The 17,491-nt window shown below is 39.8% G+C and carries 7 protein-coding genes and 1 pseudogene; 7 read left to right on the top strand and 1 reads right to left on the bottom strand.

Features of this window, described 5'->3' with window-relative positions; translation table 11 throughout:
* Positions 1 to 91: 91 nt before the first annotated feature.
* The 3 genes from OCV72_RS02400 (at position 92) to OCV72_RS02390 (ending at position 5,454) form a co-directional block, all read left to right on the top strand.
* Complete coding sequence (locus OCV72_RS02400) at positions 92 to 1,927, top strand: sulfatase-like hydrolase/transferase (RefSeq protein ID WP_055281670.1); 1,836 nt, start codon at positions 92 to 94, stop codon at positions 1,925 to 1,927.
* A 117-nt stretch (positions 1,928 to 2,044) separates the two neighbouring features.
* Complete coding sequence (locus OCV72_RS02395) at positions 2,045 to 3,595, top strand: NlpC/P60 family protein (RefSeq protein WP_055281667.1); 1,551 nt, start codon at positions 2,045 to 2,047, stop codon at positions 3,593 to 3,595.
* Positions 3,596 to 3,612: 17 nt separating this feature from the next.
* Positions 3,613 to 5,454, top strand: coding sequence for a L,D-transpeptidase family protein (locus tag OCV72_RS02390; RefSeq protein ID WP_055281664.1), 1,842 nt, complete (start codon positions 3,613 to 3,615; stop codon positions 5,452 to 5,454).
* A gap of 75 nt (positions 5,455 to 5,529) precedes the next feature.
* On the opposite strand, the gene OCV72_RS02385 is transcribed toward OCV72_RS02390, so the two are convergent.
* Positions 5,530 to 7,236 (bottom strand): hypothetical protein, encoded by a 1,707-nt coding sequence (locus OCV72_RS02385; RefSeq protein WP_055281662.1) that lies wholly within the window; start codon positions 7,234 to 7,236, stop codon positions 5,530 to 5,532.
* Between the two features lie 195 nt (positions 7,237 to 7,431).
* On the opposite strand from OCV72_RS02385, the gene OCV72_RS02380 reads away from it, so the two are divergent.
* The 4 genes and pseudogenes from OCV72_RS02380 to OCV72_RS16915 form a co-directional block, all read left to right on the top strand.
* Positions 7,432 to 10,125: a hypothetical protein gene (locus OCV72_RS02380; protein ID WP_055281660.1), complete on the top strand. Its 2,694-nt coding sequence runs from the start codon at positions 7,432 to 7,434 to the stop codon at positions 10,123 to 10,125.
* A 194-nt stretch (positions 10,126 to 10,319) separates the two neighbouring features.
* The gene (locus OCV72_RS02375; protein WP_055281657.1) at positions 10,320 to 12,986 is read left to right on the top strand and encodes a hypothetical protein; all 2,667 of its coding nucleotides are present in this window, start codon (positions 10,320 to 10,322) and stop codon (positions 12,984 to 12,986) included.
* A gap of 125 nt (positions 12,987 to 13,111) precedes the next feature.
* Entirely contained in the window at positions 13,112 to 16,054 is a 2,943-nt protein-coding gene (locus tag OCV72_RS02370) for an N-acetylmuramoyl-L-alanine amidase (RefSeq protein WP_055281655.1), read from the top strand.
* Between the two features lie 298 nt (positions 16,055 to 16,352).
* Positions 16,353 to 17,235 (top strand): annotated as a pseudogene (locus OCV72_RS16915) (transposase); the annotation flags it as partial.
* Between the last annotated feature and the right edge of the window lie 256 nt (positions 17,236 to 17,491).

The raw sequence follows: 17,491 nt of genomic DNA, 5'->3' as shown, positions 1-17,491 counted from the left end.
AAATTTTAATGATTTTGGTTGTAACACTTGTAAAAATTGTATATAATGTTTTCCGTCTAAAAACGAAAAATTAAGTGAAAAGAGAAGAATAATGAAGAAAAAACATAAGATAATCTTAGTTGCAGGGCTGGTTTTAAGCACAATACTGGCGTTGTTAGCATCGCTTCTTGCATTCAGTGCAAAATGGATGTTTAAAACATGGACAAATCTGACAATGGATGAACTGGTATATCATCTTACAGCACCTTTAGAGGGTACAAACACCGATATGATCAAAGACTATTGTAATGAATGTGCAGTTCCGGCGATATTGATTTTGGGATGTATTCTTTTTGTAATAGCGGCAAATAGAAAGCATGCAGGAATCTTGAAGAAAATTGCTATAGTATGTTTTGCAGGAGCTGTTGCAGTGACAGGAATTACAGTAGGTGTAACATGGAATGGATTAGATGTTTCGAATTATATGAAGGGGCAGAGTACATATTCTACATTTATTGATGATAATTATATAGATCCGTCAAGTGTAAATATTACCTTTCCGGAGCAGAAGCGTAATTTGATATATATTTTCCTGGAATCAATGGAAATGACGTATGCAGACAAAGAAAACGGTGGTGCATTTAAACAGAATGTAATTCCGGAACTGACACAGCTTGCTCAGGAAAATGAAGATTTTTCAGGGAAAAGCAATAAATTGAATGGCGGCTATTCCATGCCGGGGACGACTTGGACGATGGGGGCGATGTTTGGGCAGACATCGGGGCTGCCGTTGAATACCTCGATTGATGCGAATGGTATGGATACGCAGGATTCATTTTTCCCGGGAATAACAACGTTGGGAGATATTCTTCAAAACGAAGGATACTCACAGACACTTTTAATCGGTTCAGAAGCAACATTCGGTGGACGAAAATTATATTTTACAGATCATGGTCAATATGACATCATGGATTACGATTATGCACATGATAATGGTCTGATTTCGGAAGATTATAAAGTCTGGTGGGGATATGAAGATGAAAAATTGTTCGGATTTGCAAAAGAAAAATTATTAGAACTGTCTCAGCAGGATAATCCGTTTAATCTTACGATGCTGACAGTGGATACACATTTTGAAGATGGATATGTATGTGATATTTGTCCGGATACATTCGGAGATAATCAGTATGCGAATGTAATGGCTTGTTCAAGCAGACAAGTAAAAGAATTTGTTGACTGGGTACAGCAGCAGGATTTTGCTGCAGATACAACGATCGTCATATCAGGAGATCATCCAACGATGGACAGTGACTTTTGTGAGGATGTGGATAAGGATTACGAAAGACGGGTCTACACCACATATATTAATGCCGGAGCAGAGAAACAAACTAATGAGAAAAGAAATTATACGACCTTTGATAATTTTCCGACAACACTTGCTGCAATGGGAGTTGAGATAGAGGGTGATCGTCTGGGACTTGGAACGAATTTATATTCGACACAACAGACTTTAACAGAGCGGTTTGGAATCGAAAAAGAAGAAAAAGAATTGAAAAGAAAGTCTAAATTATTGAATCAGATGGCACAGATAGATAAGAAAAAATATGAAGAAGAGATAGCTGCGCAGACGGATCCGACAGCGAAGGCTAAGGCAGGAAAATACAATGCTGAAACAGAAGAAATTCCAATCACAGTAAAAAAAGTACAGTATGCGGATAAGGGAATACAGTCTATCATGGCGGCAGTTTGGAAATATGATGATCAGAGTGATCTTCAGTGGGTACCATTGGCGATGTATGATGGAGATGTATGGAAAGGTAATATCAACATAAGTGGATATGATTCACCAGAAGGGGCATACAATATTCATTTATATCTCGTGGATGGAAATGGAGATCTGTATAATATTGCATGTACATCGAAAAATATAAAAATAAATAATGAATAAAATGAAGATGCCTTTATCGGTGAAAAAACGATAAAGGCATTTTGTCTTCTCTAAAATTTGAATTTTGTGAGTAAATCGTGTATACTAGATGAGATTGTAATGGAAAGAAGGTTCATAATGAAGAAAATAATAAAAACAGGAATAGCAGTTGGAACTGTGATGATTTTTGTACAGATTGGAAATCTGATATATGCAGAAGAGAATCCAATACAAAACACAGAATATGTCGTTGAAAGTGAGAATGTATCAGAGAATACAGAAAATGTAACTGAGAGTTATACAGAAGATGTTGCAGGAACAGATGAATATGCAATAAAAAAAACGGGCTGGAATTTGGAAGGGAACGTATGGTATTATTATAATACAGATGGGACACAGAAAACAGGCTGGTTAAGATATAATAATAACTGGTATTATCTAGATACAGCAAATGCAGGGGCTATGCTTACTGATTGTAAGAAATACATAGGTGGTGCAACATACAGCTTTGATACAACCGGAATTATGCAGACAGGCTGGATCAAAAAGGCAGAAGGCTGGTACTGGACAAATTCAAGTGGGATTATGCAGACAGGCTGGCAGTTAATAGGGGGAGTTTGGTATTATCTGGACGAAAATAATACAACGTATCCGGGGTTGATGGCAGCGAATCAAAAATGTACAATAAACGGAGCCCGATATAGTTTCAATGCGAGTGGAGCAATGCAGACAGGCTGGATCCAAAGCGCAGAAGGTTGGTATTATGCCAATGAAAATGGAGTAATAGTAAGCGGATGGAAACAAATTGGCAGGACATGGTATTATTTGGATGGAAATAATACGACATATCCGGGGCTGATGGAAGCGAATCAAAAATGTATAATAAACGGAACCAGATATAGCTTCAATGCAAGTGGAGCAATGCAGACTGGTTGGATTAAAAGTGCAGAAGGCTGGTATTATGCCAATACAAATGGAGCAATAACAGAAGGCTGGCAGAAAATTAACGGAAAATGGTATTATTTGAATCCGGAAAAAGCTGGTATTATGAGCACTGGCTGGATTCGATTAGGAAATAACTGGTACTGGCTGGATAATAGCGGAGCAATGAAAACTGGTTGGAATAACGGTTACTATTTGGGTAGTGACGGAGCAATGCGGACAGGCTGGCAGTTAATTGATAATAAATGGTATTATTTTTATAAAGCGAATGATCCGAACACATCAGGATATAAAGAAGGACTAATGGCTACAAATACTGAGATCGATGGCTGGACGATTGGAAACAGTGGCGTTGCTGTTGAAAGTATCGAAAAGAAAATTGAAGAAATAAAAAAATATGTAACAACCCCTTACCTTTATGGAGGAGCTACAACGAAAGGCTGGGATTGCAGTGGATTTACACAATGGGCATTAAAATATCTGGGAATAACGATTCCAAGATCTTCATATGATCAGGCAACAGAAGGAATTGCAATCAGTAAAAAGGATAAGAGCTTATGGAAATCAGGGGATATTTTACTGTATGCTGACAAATCTGGAAGTATCAGCCATGTTGCGCTGTATCTGGGAGATGGAATGTTGATGCACGCACTTAATTCCAAGTACGGAACACTGATTCAGGGAGTAGACTATTATGAAACCTGGGATAAAGGGAATTCCTTAGTTGGAGTAAGAAGATATTTATAAGGACAAGGAGGAGTATTATGAAAAAGAGAAGGAAGGTTCTGGTTGCGTTGGCAATGGCTGTAACTATGCTGACACCGACAGGCATATCGGCAGCAGAATACGGTCAGGTGTCCGGACTGCCAAATGCACAGGAAGAGGTACAGGATGCAGACGGGATCACTAATGATTCGAATGAATTATCGATTGTTGATGAAAAAGATCAGGATAAAGAGAATCCGGATGAACCAAAAGACAATGAAGAAAAAGAACCAATTCATATCGGATGGTATCAGGCCGAAAGTGGAGAGTGGTATCTGTATGACGAAGCAGGAAACCTGAAAACAGGGTGGTGTCTGCAGGGAAATACATGGTATTATCTGGACGGTGAGAATCCGGAACATCCGGGAATGATGACAGCAGACCAGATTAAAGAAATCAATGGAAAGTATTACGGATTTGATGCAAGTGGAGCAATGCAGACCGGCTGGATTCTGAAAGAGGAAGGCTGGTATTATGCGCAGACAGACGGAACATTTGTAAACGGCTGGAATAATATTGGCGGAGCATGGTATTATCTGGATGGAAATAATGCAGAACACCCGGATCTGATGGTTGCAGGGCAGCAGAAAGTCATTGATGGAAATACGTATTTCTTTGCTGAAACTGGAACTATGAAAAGTGGTTGGCAACAGTATCCGGAAGGTTGGTATTATGCGACACCGGATGGTGCAAAAATCTATGGATGGAGAAATATCAACAGAGAGTGGTATTATCTGGACGAAAATAATATAGAATACCCGGGACTGATGGTTAATGATCCTGAGAAAATAATTGATGGAACCACTTATTATTTTAATGCAGATGGTGCAATGGTAAGAGGATGGAAACAATATCCGGAAGGTTGGTACTATCAGGATCCGTCAGGGGTCAGAGCGACAGGATGGAGAAGAGTAGCTGGAGCGTGGTACTATCTGGATGGAAATAATACAGAATATCCGGGGTTGCTTGTGACAAATTGCTCAAAAGTGATAAATGGTGTTACATATCATTTTGACAAAGCAGGAGCTATGCGTGAAGGATGGTATGCAGAAAATGGAGCGTGGTATTATTATAACGAATCAGGTCTGCCGGCATCCGGTTGGAAAAATGTGAATGGAACATGGTATTATTTAGATCCGCAGAATAATAATAAGATGGTATCCGGCGGCTGGAAAGCAGTCAATGGAAGCTGGTATTATTTCAATGGAAGCGGAGCAATGGCTAAGAACTGGCTGGCAGCAGGATCTGACTGGTATTATCTTGGCGAAGATGGTGCCATGAAGACTGGTTGGCAGTTAGTAGGTGGAAGATGGTACTATATGTATTACCAGAATGATTCGCATGGCGGAATCTGGGGTATGATGGCAAAGAACAGATATATTGACGGATACTACCTTGGAGCCAGCGGAGCAATGGTTCCGACAGACATGGCTATGATGACTGCAAAGGCACAGGCATATGCAAGTAATACCAATTATCTGATTCTGGTTAACAGGGCAACCTGCAGAGTTGGAATATTTAATGGTCGTTTAGGAGCATGGAATATGAGTAAATTTTGGCAGTGTGCACCGGGAGCAGCAGCAACACCGACCGTATCCGGAACATTTACGGTTCAGTCAAAGGGATATTATTTTGATTCCGGTTCAGCGAGATGTTACTGGTATACACAGTTTTATGGAAATTATCTGTTCCATAGTGTACTGTATAACAAGCGTAATGGAAGCCTGATGGATGGAAGAGTTGGAATTCCTCTGTCACATGGCTGCGTAAGATTGGAAATCCAGAATGCAAAATGGATTTATGATAATATTCCTGCTGGAACAAAAGTTGTTGTATATTAGAAGTAAAAAAGGGATCGCTACACATTTTTGTGTAGCGGTCCCTTTTTGTATGCTATAGATCAAAAAAATTAGTTGTTATTTATAATGAGGAGTTTCAGGAGTGGCCACACCGTTCTCATCAAAAGTGTAAATGACACCATCGATCTTATATCGAGTATTGGTTAATAAGAAACCGTGGGAAACATAGTATTTCTTTCCGTCTTCTTCATACCATCCTGTGATTGCTTTTCCGTCCTTGTCAAAACAAAGCAACCGATTGGAACCGGTTTTTGTATTGACATATTTATGACGACCAATCAGCATAATGCCATTTTCATCAAAGCCATATGTGGAACCGTCTATATCGCGAAGTGCGATATTTTCACCGATGTGTGGATCACTTGGATCACTTTTTGCTATATAACCATAGCTGTTGGCCCAATATTTTTTCCCATCGACAGAAAGCCATCCGGTATGTAATGTCCCGTCTTTGTCAAAATATAATTTACTGATATAGTCGGAACCATCATCTGCCCATCTGCTTTTTTCAGTATACCAACCAGTCAACATGCTTCCATCAGAATTGAAACAATACTCTTTGCCATTAATTGTCGATCTTCCGGTATACATATATGTATAGTCTTCATCAAAATAATATTTTACATTATTTAGAGTTAGCCATCCTTTATGTGCTTTTCCGGATCCTTCGTCACAATAGTGCCATAGGCCTGCTTGAAACCAACCGGTATGCATGGTGCCATCGGAATTGAAACTATAATAGTCACCATCTATTTCTGCCAGTGAGTCGCTATATTTCCAACCTTCTTCTTTATGGAAATAGTACCAGTTTCCATCAATTTTTTTCCAGCCAGTGACCATAGCACCGGACTCATCGTAATAATACCAGGTATCCAGCCATCCAGTATGCATGCTGCCGTCTTCGTTGAAATAATATTTTTTATTGTCAATTGTTTGGTTACCGGTCAGCATGATGCCGTTTCCATCAAAGTAATACCATGATCCACCGACTTTTTTCCAGTCGTTTGTTATCAGATAACCGGCAGAATCAAAATAGTACCAGTTATTATTGATTTCTTTCCAGGTATTTGCCGGATAAGATCCATCTTCGTTACGGTACCACCATTTCCCGTTTGTCTGCATCCATTTCGCAGGTTGGTAGTTCGTAAGCCAGACACCGTTAGAATCAACATAATAGTCACCAATCCAGGTATTGGTCAGCATGGTTCCATCTTCACCCATATAATAATATTTTCCGGATGATACAATCCAAGTATTGCTCTGCATTATACCGCTTCCGTTAAAATAATACCATTTCCCATTAATGATCTGCCAGCCGGAAGCCATATAACCAGAATTGTCAAAATAGTACTGCGTTCCATTGATTGTTTCCCAGGTGCCATGCGGATAAGATCCATCTTCGTTGCGATACCACCATTTCCCGTTTGTCTGCATCCATTTCGCAGGTTGGTAGTTCGTAAGCCAGACACCGTTAGAATCAACATAATAATTACCAATCCAGGTATTCGTCTGCATAGACCCATCTTCGCCCAAATAGTAATATTGACCGCCTGATGTAATCCAGGTATTTGTTAACAGAATACCGTCTTTGTAGTAGTACCAGGTGCCATCTTGAAGTGACCATCCGTTTTGTGTTGCGTTAACATCTAAAACAGTAAGGGTATCTTCTGCGTATGCATTTGTCGGAAAGCCTGTTAATAATGACGTTCCAAGAATGCTGGCTGCAAAAGTTAATTTTAGATATTGGGGAATCTTTTTGTTCATTACCATTTCCTCCTTTGATTTCTATTACATTATTATACAGGATAATAACATTTAATTAAAGAATTTTTTGCGGTAAAAATAGAATTATGAAAAAGTATGAAAAATATATGGAATAAGTGTGGAAATAAGTTAAAAAAAGATAATTTGTATGATAAAATGAGACATAATCATTTATACTATTAGGAGGAGAAGTGAATGAAACGGAAAAAGGTATGTGCATTGTTATGCATAACGGCAATCAGTACAGCAACAGTAACACCTGTTATGGCAACTGAAGGCAACACGGCGCAGGTGCAGAACGAAGCCAATCAAGAACAGAGGAATGTGACAGATGGAGCGGAGAATGATGAAGTGTCGGAGAATGCCGGGATAGGTAACAAGGAGACGACTGATCATACGGATCCAGAAGAAGCGATAGAGAATTCCGAACAGGCAGATGAAAACCAAGACAGTGTACAAGGTCAGAAGGATCAGCATACAATAATAGAAGAAGTGCCGGAACAATCAGAAACCCAGAGCGCAGATGAGGAAGAAAAAAATATTCCGAAAGAAGGGTGGTATGTTGATCAAAAAGGCAATACATATTATTATGAATATGGTGTGGCACTTGAAAATACAATAAAAGAAATAGCTTCGGAAGATGGCGTGAAGGCATTTTATTTTGATTATAATGGTATTATGCTGAAAGATACGTGGAGACAGATAGCATATTTGAAAGACGGGACATGGGTATCGGGATGGATTCGTGCAGATGAAAATGGATGCTTGCAACATGGATGGTTTAATGGTGATGATGAGTACTACGGAGAAGATTATTTCAGATATAATGATAAATTCCTGGAAGAAGATGGAAAATTATATTATTTCAATGGAGATGGCCGTCTGATTAAGAATACAGAGATTATTATTGAAGGGAAAAGATATAAGGCAGATGAAAATGGAATCTTAACGCTTGTTGATACGTCTAAGGAAAATGGATGGCGTTTAGCTGGAAATAACTGGTATTATTATGAGAACGGAGCATTAATCAAAGATTCTTTTAAAGAGATAAATGGAGTTAGATATCATTTTGAAAAAGATGGTAAGATGTCTACAGGAGCATTTTATCCAGATCCGATGTCTCCAATCTGTTATCTGGCAGAACCAAATGGAGAAGTTGTGAATGGTAAACATGGATGGTATCATTCTAGCCAAACAGATAAATGGTATTGGTTTAATGGTGCTGATTCATTGATATTGAACAGTTTCGTGAAAGATGCAGGAAAGAAATATTATGTTGGCTATGATGGAGCAATGCAGACAGGAGTATTCTGGATTTCTACATATGACGAAGATAAAAAAGAATATGTAAGTAAACAGATATATGCGGATGGATCGGGAATTATTAATGAACAACAGGGATGGAAAAAGGATTCTGCTGGAAATTGGTATTATGTGAAGAAAGATGGATCGGCAGCTATAAATGAGATCGTAGAGATAGGAAGTGAAAAATATTATCTTGATTATAATGGACAGATGGAAACTGGAAAGATAAATATATATGACAGTGAATCTGGAGATTATAATTATTATGTTACGGATAGCAATGGGGCGTTTATAAAGGATAACTGGGTAAGAACAGACCTGGAGTGGTACTATGCCGGAAAAGACGGAAAGTTATATCGGAACCAGTGGGCAAAGGGCTATTATTTCATGGATGATGGCAGTATGGCAGTCGGAGCAGCTGAGATTGATGGAAAGACATATGTTTTTGATGAAAACGGAAAAAAAGAAGGCATTGTCGGAGAGAAAGACGGATGGCAGCTGTATGACGGAAACTGGTATTACACAAAAGACGGAGAAGCCTATGATGGATGGCTGGATGGAACATACTATATATCTGATGGGAAAATGGCAACTAATATAGAAGTTCCGGCAGAAAATGCAGAAGATAGATACTGCTACGTTGGAGCAGACGGAAAAGTGCAAAAGGGATGGCGGTATGACAGTGGTCTGCATGAATGGCAGTACGCAGACAAAGATGAAAAAACAAAGGAATATCTGCTTGCAAAGCAGGAATGGAAACAGATAAATGGAACCTGGTATTATTTTGATGAATATTCAATTATGGTATCAAATACGATAAAAAATATAAATGAAAAATTATACGAATTTGCTAACAGCGGAGCATGGATTCCAAGAGATCTTTCAGCACAAGGGTGGAAACAATCAGAAACAGGAGCATGGTATTATGTTAATGCAGATGGTTCTCTGAATACAAAGGAGAAAAAGAAAATCGGTAATCTGACGTATTATTTTTATAATGATGGCGAAATGATATCTAATTCATTATATTCAGAATATTCCAGCGATGGATTTAAATATTACTGGATTAATTTAAATGGAAACATAGATGAAGGAACCGGATGGAGACAGACAAAATGGGGAAGCTGGTATTATCTTGAAAATGGAAATATTGTTACCGGAAATAAAAAAGTGAATGGTTCAGAATATTATTTTAATCCGTCTATGTATATAGGAATGCGGGAAGACAATGGAAGATGTTATCTGTATGATGATTCCGGATCCAGACAGGTGTGTACAAACGGATGGTATCAGGCAAAAGTTTATGGTGAAACATGTTGGTATTACTTTGTATCAGGAAAACCGGCAAGTGGATGGTTAAATGGCTATTATTTTGGCTATAACGGATATATGACATCCGGATATGTATCTACAATGTCAGGAATATATATGTTTGATAAGGACGGACATCTGAGAACGAATGGATGGATTTGTGAAAACGGAACCTGGTATTATGCAGGAAAGACCGGAAGATTGTATACCGGCGAAAGAAAGATAGGAGGCGTTACATACCTGTTTGATGATATGGGACGATGGGTTAGATAAAAAAGAACAAGAGTTTAAAGGAAGACGGCATTGCTGTCTTCCTTTTTTGAACTAAAAACAAAATTGAGAAAAAAGTGTGAAAAATATATGAAAAAAGTGTGATAAAACTGTGAAAAATGTATGAAAAATATATTTTAAAACAGAGAATTGTATGATAAAATAAACATATAACGAACCCACAGGAGGAAAAAGGTATGAAAAAACAAAAAGTATGCGCATTGCTGTGCGTAGCAGCGTTAAGTACAGCAACCGTAACACCTACTATGGCAGCGGACAATGTGGCAGATGCACAAGCCATCACACAGAGCAGCGAAGTGACGGAAAAGACAGAAGCTTCTGAGGCAACACCGGATGTGCAGGAAGAGCAGGATAGCCAGAATGCAGACGAGACAGTACAAGAAGAAACTCCGGAACAGGAAGAACAAAAGGGTACCGTTCAAAATGCTCAGGATGCAGGCAATACACCATCTGCAAATGAAAATTCAGCGCTAACGGCACAGAACGGAACAGCAGCTGCTCAAAGCGGTGAAGGTGAAGAAGAAGCTGAAGTGAAAAATGGCTGGTATGAAGACGAAGACGGCAATTACTTTTATTATGAAAATGATAAGATGTTCACCAATGTGATTGCAGAAATCGAAGACGAAGACGGTACACATGGCTATTACTTTGGTGATAATGGAATCATGCTAAGAGACAGCCAGGAATGGATTTCATACTGGGATAAGGAAAAACAGGAATGGATCACAGGGTATATTTGGGCAGATGAAAACGGATATTTAAGACAAGGCTGGTACGGAGATGAATATTTCGGAAGTGATTATACAAAGTATCGCAATCAAGTCTTGGAAGAAGGAGATAATTATTACTACTTCGATAGTGACGGAAAAATGTTAAGAAATCAGGAAGTAGTCGTACAGGGTGTACTTTACCGTGCAGGTGATGACGGCATATTAACACTTGTTGATACAAAGGGACAAAACGGATGGAAGAAGTCAGGAGAAGACTGGTATTATTATAAAGATGGAAAGATGTTACAGGATACATTTGAAGTGATTAACGGATCCAAGTATTATTTCTATTATAATGGAGTAATGGCATCAGGACACTTCTGGGTAAATGATAATGAATATTGGGCAGAACCTGGTGGACAGATTGTTGAAAAGAAGAATACATGGCATTATTCAGGTCAGCTTGGTAAATGGCTTTGGTTTAATTCAGAAGGAGTAGTAGTAAGAAATCAGGTATTAAAAATTGGTAATGCTGAGTACTATTTTGATTGGGACGGCATAATGCAGACAGGTGTGTTTACATGTTATGTTGACGGTGAGGAAGACAAGGTACTGTATGCAAATACGAAGGGTGCAATTGACAGATCACAGGGATGGAAGTTAGTAAACGGTTCCTGGTATTATGTAAAAGCTAATGGAGAAGCAGCCCGTGATGAGTTCATTACAGTTGGCGGAAAACGTTATTATATGGACTCTGAAGGAATCATGCAGAGCGGAAATTTCTATGTCTGGGATGGAGAGAAAAGTTACGAATATTATACTGATAACAGCGGTGTAATCATCACAAACAACTGGGTACTGGATCAGTTGGAATGGTATTTTACAGATAACGAAGGAAATATTCTTAAAAACCAGTGGCATGGAGACTTTTATCTGACTGAAACCGGATCTATGGCAGTCGGAGTGACGCAAATAGGTGATAAGACATTTATCTTTGACGAAAATGGTCATAAAGTGATGACTTTGGAAGATCAGAAGACCGGATGGCATCTGGCCGATGGTGACTGGTATTATGTGGATAACGGTACATTACCGACCGGATGGAAAGATGATATGTATTATCTTGAAAACGGCAAGATGCTTACGAATAGCCTCGTTCCGGCAAAAAATACTCCTGGCAGATACTCTTATGTCGGACAGGATGGGACATGTGTATCCGGTTGGGTACAGAGAATGAATGATTGGATGTATCTGGAAAAAGATGAAAAAACCGGAGATATTGTTGCAGTTAATGATGGCTGGAGGAATATTAACGGCACAAGATATTATTTTGAAGATGGATTTATGGTTTCCAATGATCTTGTAGAGATTAACGGTACATTAAATAAGTTTTCTGGCAGTGGCGCATGGCAAGGCGAAGTAAAGGGAACTTGCTGGGTATTGATGGAATACGGTGACTGGCGTTATGTGGAAAATGGTTCTCCAGTTGAGCCAGGCAAAAAAACAATAAACGGAGCAACCTATTACTTTGAAGGTCGTGGCTATATGAAACGGAATTCCGCTTTGTGCGATGAAAAGACGGGAAATTATTATTGGATTAACAATGACGGACATCTGGATACAACTGCTGGTTGGAAGAAAACACCGTGGAATGAATGGTTTTACGTAGAAAACGGAAAACTGGTATCTGGAACTACAAAGAAAATAGGCGGTACAGAATACACATTCTATACTGGCGGTCATATGATAGCAAGTACTCTTGAATATAATAGTGAAAGTGGTAAATACTTCCTGCACGATGAAAGTGGAAAGAAAATAGATGTTTCCAGAGAGGGCTGGTATAAGGTTACATATGAGGGAGAAGCAATCTGGTACTATTTTAAAGATGGAAAGCCATATGATGGAATGCTTGGAAATTACTTCTTGTCTTATGGAAGAATGATTACAGGAATATATGGAACGTCTAAGGGCTTATACCTGTTTGATCAGAACGGAATTCTTCAGAAAAATGGCTGGAAATTATATGACGGCAGCTGGTATTATGCAGGAACAACCGGAAGATTATACACAGGTGAGCATAGAATCGGTGGAGTAAAATATGTATTTGATCGGAATGGAAGATGGGTCAAGTAATTGAATAAGGAAGTAGAGAAAGGCGGCACAAGCGAGTGCCGCCTTCTTTCTTTGACTTTTCGTAGATAGAATGCTATGATATACGAGTAAAAAAAGGTAAAAAGCTGAAGAAGAAAGGAGAAACAATGAAAAAAAGACACATGCGTGGTATCATCTCGGTAATGCTGTGTGTTGCAATGGTATTGTCACTTCTGACGGTGTCGAGTGTAGAGGCTTCCGAGCAGGGCAAAAGCACAGAACCGGCACTGGAATATGTAGTCGTAGACAAACCAAGCGTGACAACACCGGGAACGCAGAAAATTGTAGTTGGGTATAACAAAGATACGGTTCTTACAGGAGCGGTATTAAGATACAAAAACACATCGACCAATGAAGAGTATTCGGTAGAAGCTTCAGAGATTCAGGAATCAGCGGCAGTGTTCGAGATGACATATGAAGATGAATCCTGGACAGGAACATATAGTATAGAAGATATCACATATACGGCAGATGGAAAAGAATATTCTTTGAACTTCAAAAAATGTGGAATCGAAGGAAAATTCGCAGTCAATCAGATCTGTGAGACAGATCCGGATGCTGTTGTAGAAGGGGAAAAGACAGAGGAAAATACAGACATTAGTGACGCAGATATATCCTTCACAGCAATCACACAGGATGGAAGCGTACATGAGGAAGACAGCATTGCGGATGTGATCAACGATGCGATCGATACACAGTCTGCCGATACACAGATTGCGACATATGCAGGACGTACATCGACAAGACTGGTTGTGGTACTTGATCCGGGACACGGAGGATTCGATCCGGGAACAAGTGGAAACGGAGCGAATGAGAAGACACTAACACTTAAGATCGCAAAATACTGCAAAGAGGCATTGGAGAAAAACGGAAGAATTCAGGTCTATATGACACGAGAATCTGATACCAGTGTCGGAGGTGCTACGGATGTAAGCTCAGATCTGAGAAACAGAATCACATTTGCAGTGAGTAAGAATGCAGATCTGTTCGTCAGCATTCATCTGAATTCAGCAGGAGCAAGTGCATACGGTGCGGAAGTCTATTATCCGAATAGCAATTATCGCTCCAATATTGGACAGGAAGGTCAGAAACTTGCCTCAAGTATCCAAAAGCAGCTGGTCAGCCTGGGATTATACAACCGGGGAGTGAAGATCAATAACTCGGCAAACAGTAAATATCCGGATGGTTCAGTACAGGATTATTATTATGTGATCCAGCAGAGCAAACGCAACGGATTCCCGGGAATTATCGTGGAGCATGCATTTTTGAGCAATGCAAGCGATTATCAGAAGTATCTCAGCTCAGACGAGAAGCTGAAAGCACTGGGAGAGGCCGATGCGAGAGGAATCCTGGAATATATCAACAGTAACGTACAGTTTGGTAACTGGCAGCAGAATGGCTCACAGTGGAAATTCGTATATTACAACGGAAAGTATGCTGTGAATTGCTGGGAGAAGATTGACGGATTTTGGTACCATTTTGATGGAAACGGAATTATGCAGACAGGGTGGCTGAACTTAAGTGGCACCTGGTATTATCTGAATCCAAACGGAGCAATGCAGACAGGCTGGCTGAAACTGAACAATGTCTGGTATTATCTGAATGCCAGCGGGGCGATGCAGGTTGGTTGGCTTAATTTAGGTGGTACCTGGTATTACCTGAATGGCGGCGGCGTCATGCAGACAGGGTGGCTGAATTTAAACGGCACCTGGTATTATCTGAATCCGAACGGAGCGATGCAGACGGGCTGGCTGAAACTGGATGGCATCTGGTATTACTTTAACACCAGCGGAGCAAGAATCAGCAATTGCTGGTACTGGATAGGAAATCAGTGCTATTATTTCGACAAAGACGGAAAGATGGCGAGTGACACCTGGGTAGGAGAGTATTATGTAAATGCATCCGGAGCCTGGGTACCTGGAAAAGAAAAACCGGTAGATAAATGGATCAACTCTTCCGGACGCTGGTGGTATCGTCATGCAGATGGAAGTTATACAAAGTCAAATTGGGAAACAATCGGCGGTCAGAACTATTATTTTGACAAAGACGGCTGGATGGTAACAGGCTGGCTGAAACTGAATAATATCTGGTATTATCTGAACACCAGTGGGGCAAGAGTCAGCGACGGCTGGTACTGGGTAGGAAATCAGTGTTATTATTTCGACAAAGACGGAAAGATGGCGAGTGATACCTGGGTAGGCGAGTATTATGTAAATGTATCCGGAGCCTGGGAACCGGGAAAGAAAAAAGAAAACAATGAGTCTGTACAGAAGCCGGAACAAAAACCGGCAATGGCTCCTGCAAAGGCACAGTGGGTTAATACTTCCGGACGTTGGTGGTATCGTCATGCAGATGGCAGTTGTACAAAATCCGGATGGGAATACATAGAAAACGAATGGTATTATTTTGATAAAGATGGCTGGATGACAACCGGATACCAGAATGTAGATGGAACCTGGTATTATTTAAGAAAAGATGGTGCGTTAACTTATACTGGTGTGACACCGATCATGGGCAGTTCAGATATCAGCGGTGACAAGAATACGGTTGTAAATAAGATGGTAAAAATGTACCAGAAAAGTGGCAGAACTTATCCGGCCGCACAGCTGGCAAACGGAGGAGCAGCAAGTCTTGAGCAGTTCTGTCAGATCGTATACGATGAAGCTGCAAAAGAAGGTGTGAAGCCGGAGGTCGTATTCGGACAGGCAATGAAGGAGACCGGATATTTACAGTTCGGTGGATCTGTGAAGATTGAACAGTTCAACTTTGCAGGACTTGGAGCAACAGATGTGAATCCGACACCGGCAAGCTTTCCGGATGTTGCGACAGGAATCAGGGCTCAGGTACAGCATCTGAAAGCATATGCATCAAAAGATAACCTGACACAGGCAAATGTCGATCCAAGATTTTCACTCGTGACAAGAGGAACCGCAATGTATGTAGAATGGCTTGGACAAAAGGAAAATCCAAACGGAAAGGGCTGGGCAACAGCCTGGAACTACGGAATCAGTCTGATGAACCAGTATGTGAGACCAATGTATTCATTGTAGATAACAATATTGTGAAATGAAAGATAGGGGCTGTCGGGAAATAGGTAGTTCCAAAACAGGGAGGGTATGACTCACAACGAGTCATACCCTCCCTGAATTTATCTGAAAAAAGAAAAAAGATGGCCAATGACAACCATCTTTCTCTCCGTTACATGTTGTAATGTAACTATGCTAACCAATAATTATTATAATGATTTTTTTGAATTAGGGCAACAGAAAATTAACTTTAGTTTCTTCGAATTGAGTTTACCTAACGACGATCCAGTCTATACCCTGAAAAAAGTGATGGAGGAATTAGATTTTTCTGGCTTGTATCCATTACCATCTTGCGGGTCTCCTGGATTCTATCGACCAGCTTTTTGGAAAATATAATGCTTTTTTGCAGGAGAATGATTATGGGGTAAAGTATGGGCTGGGAAATACACAGATGTTTGTGATTGAAGGAATGGACAAGGTGCGGGAAGTGATCGAAAAGAACAGAAAACGAAAGCTTGTAAAAGATAAAAAACTCTCCAATAACCGTATTATAGAGATTGATAACTGTTCCCCACTCGAAATACGGAAACTCCAGAACAATCTCACGATGATCGCAGACAACGAGGGAATCGAATTCGTTTACGGAAAAGGAAAAAGAAAACTTGCACTTCAACAGTTGCATGAGGAACTGGAACAATACGGAAAACGACTGATGAAATATAAAGAATGCTTTCGGGAGTATTCTGGAAGAAGTAACTGCGGACAGCGGGTACTGTAGTGAAAAAAATCTGCTTTATTTAAAACAGAATGATATACACAGACCTTTGAGGTATATGGCTGCGCAGACTGCAACGGATGTGAACACAAAGCCCGCTGTCTGTATAAGTATGATGCGGAGAAAGATGCCGAAAAGAACAAAATCTTGAAGATCAATGAACAATGGGAGGAACTGAAAGAAAGATCCCATGCTAATATCCAGAGCGAACGGGGAATCCTGAAACGCCAGACACGTTCCATTCAGACGGAAGGACATTTTGGAGATATCAAGGAAAATGAGAACTTCCGGCGTTTTAATTACCGCTCGTTAGATAAGGTATATAAAGAATTCATGCTGTATGCTATTGGCAGAAATATAAATAAATACCATCGTTTTTTATACGAAAAACTAAAAAAATTTTGAGGGAAAAACTGCCTGGAAAAAATGTGGCCGTAAAAATCCAACCGAAGATTTTTTGCGGCCAAAAATAGAATGTATTTACCAAAATAAAAATATCCTGAACAAGTTGTAGAGCCAGAAAGCCTTGTAACTGTCAGGATATTTTTGTTTGGTGCTGTCAGCTCTAAAAAACGTTATTTACCGACAGTCCCTCTTTTAATGGGTTCTGTTGTTGATGGAAGAAAACAACTTATCATTAAAGAATCTAAAAATTTTACATATTCTAGTTAAAGAAAACCTACCGC

This window comes from Dorea amylophila (genome assembly GCF_025567265.1).
GTDB classification, from domain to species: Bacteria; Bacillota; Clostridia; order Lachnospirales; family Lachnospiraceae; genus Dorea_A; species Dorea_A amylophila.
Note: the sequence above shows the minus strand (reverse complement) of the source record. Positions and strands in the feature narration are given on the sequence as shown.

What these genes read in the sequence shown, in the direction of transcription:
- OCV72_RS02400 (WP_055281670.1), top strand. Translation starts at nt 92, where the DNA reads ATGAAGAAAAAACATAAGATAATCTTAGTTGCAGGGCTGGTTTTAAGC.
- OCV72_RS02395 (WP_055281667.1), top strand. Translation starts at nt 2,045, where the DNA reads ATGAAGAAAATAATAAAAACAGGAATAGCAGTTGGAACTGTGATGATT.
- OCV72_RS02390 (WP_055281664.1), top strand. Translation starts at nt 3,613, where the DNA reads ATGAAAAAGAGAAGGAAGGTTCTGGTTGCGTTGGCAATGGCTGTAACT.
- OCV72_RS02385 (WP_055281662.1), bottom strand. Translation starts at nt 7,236, where the DNA reads ATGAACAAAAAGATTCCCCAATATCTAAAATTAACTTTTGCAGCCAGC.
- OCV72_RS02380 (WP_055281660.1), top strand. Translation starts at nt 7,432, where the DNA reads ATGAAACGGAAAAAGGTATGTGCATTGTTATGCATAACGGCAATCAGT.
- OCV72_RS02375 (WP_055281657.1), top strand. Translation starts at nt 10,320, where the DNA reads ATGAAAAAACAAAAAGTATGCGCATTGCTGTGCGTAGCAGCGTTAAGT.
- OCV72_RS02370 (WP_055281655.1), top strand. Translation starts at nt 13,112, where the DNA reads ATGAAAAAAAGACACATGCGTGGTATCATCTCGGTAATGCTGTGTGTT.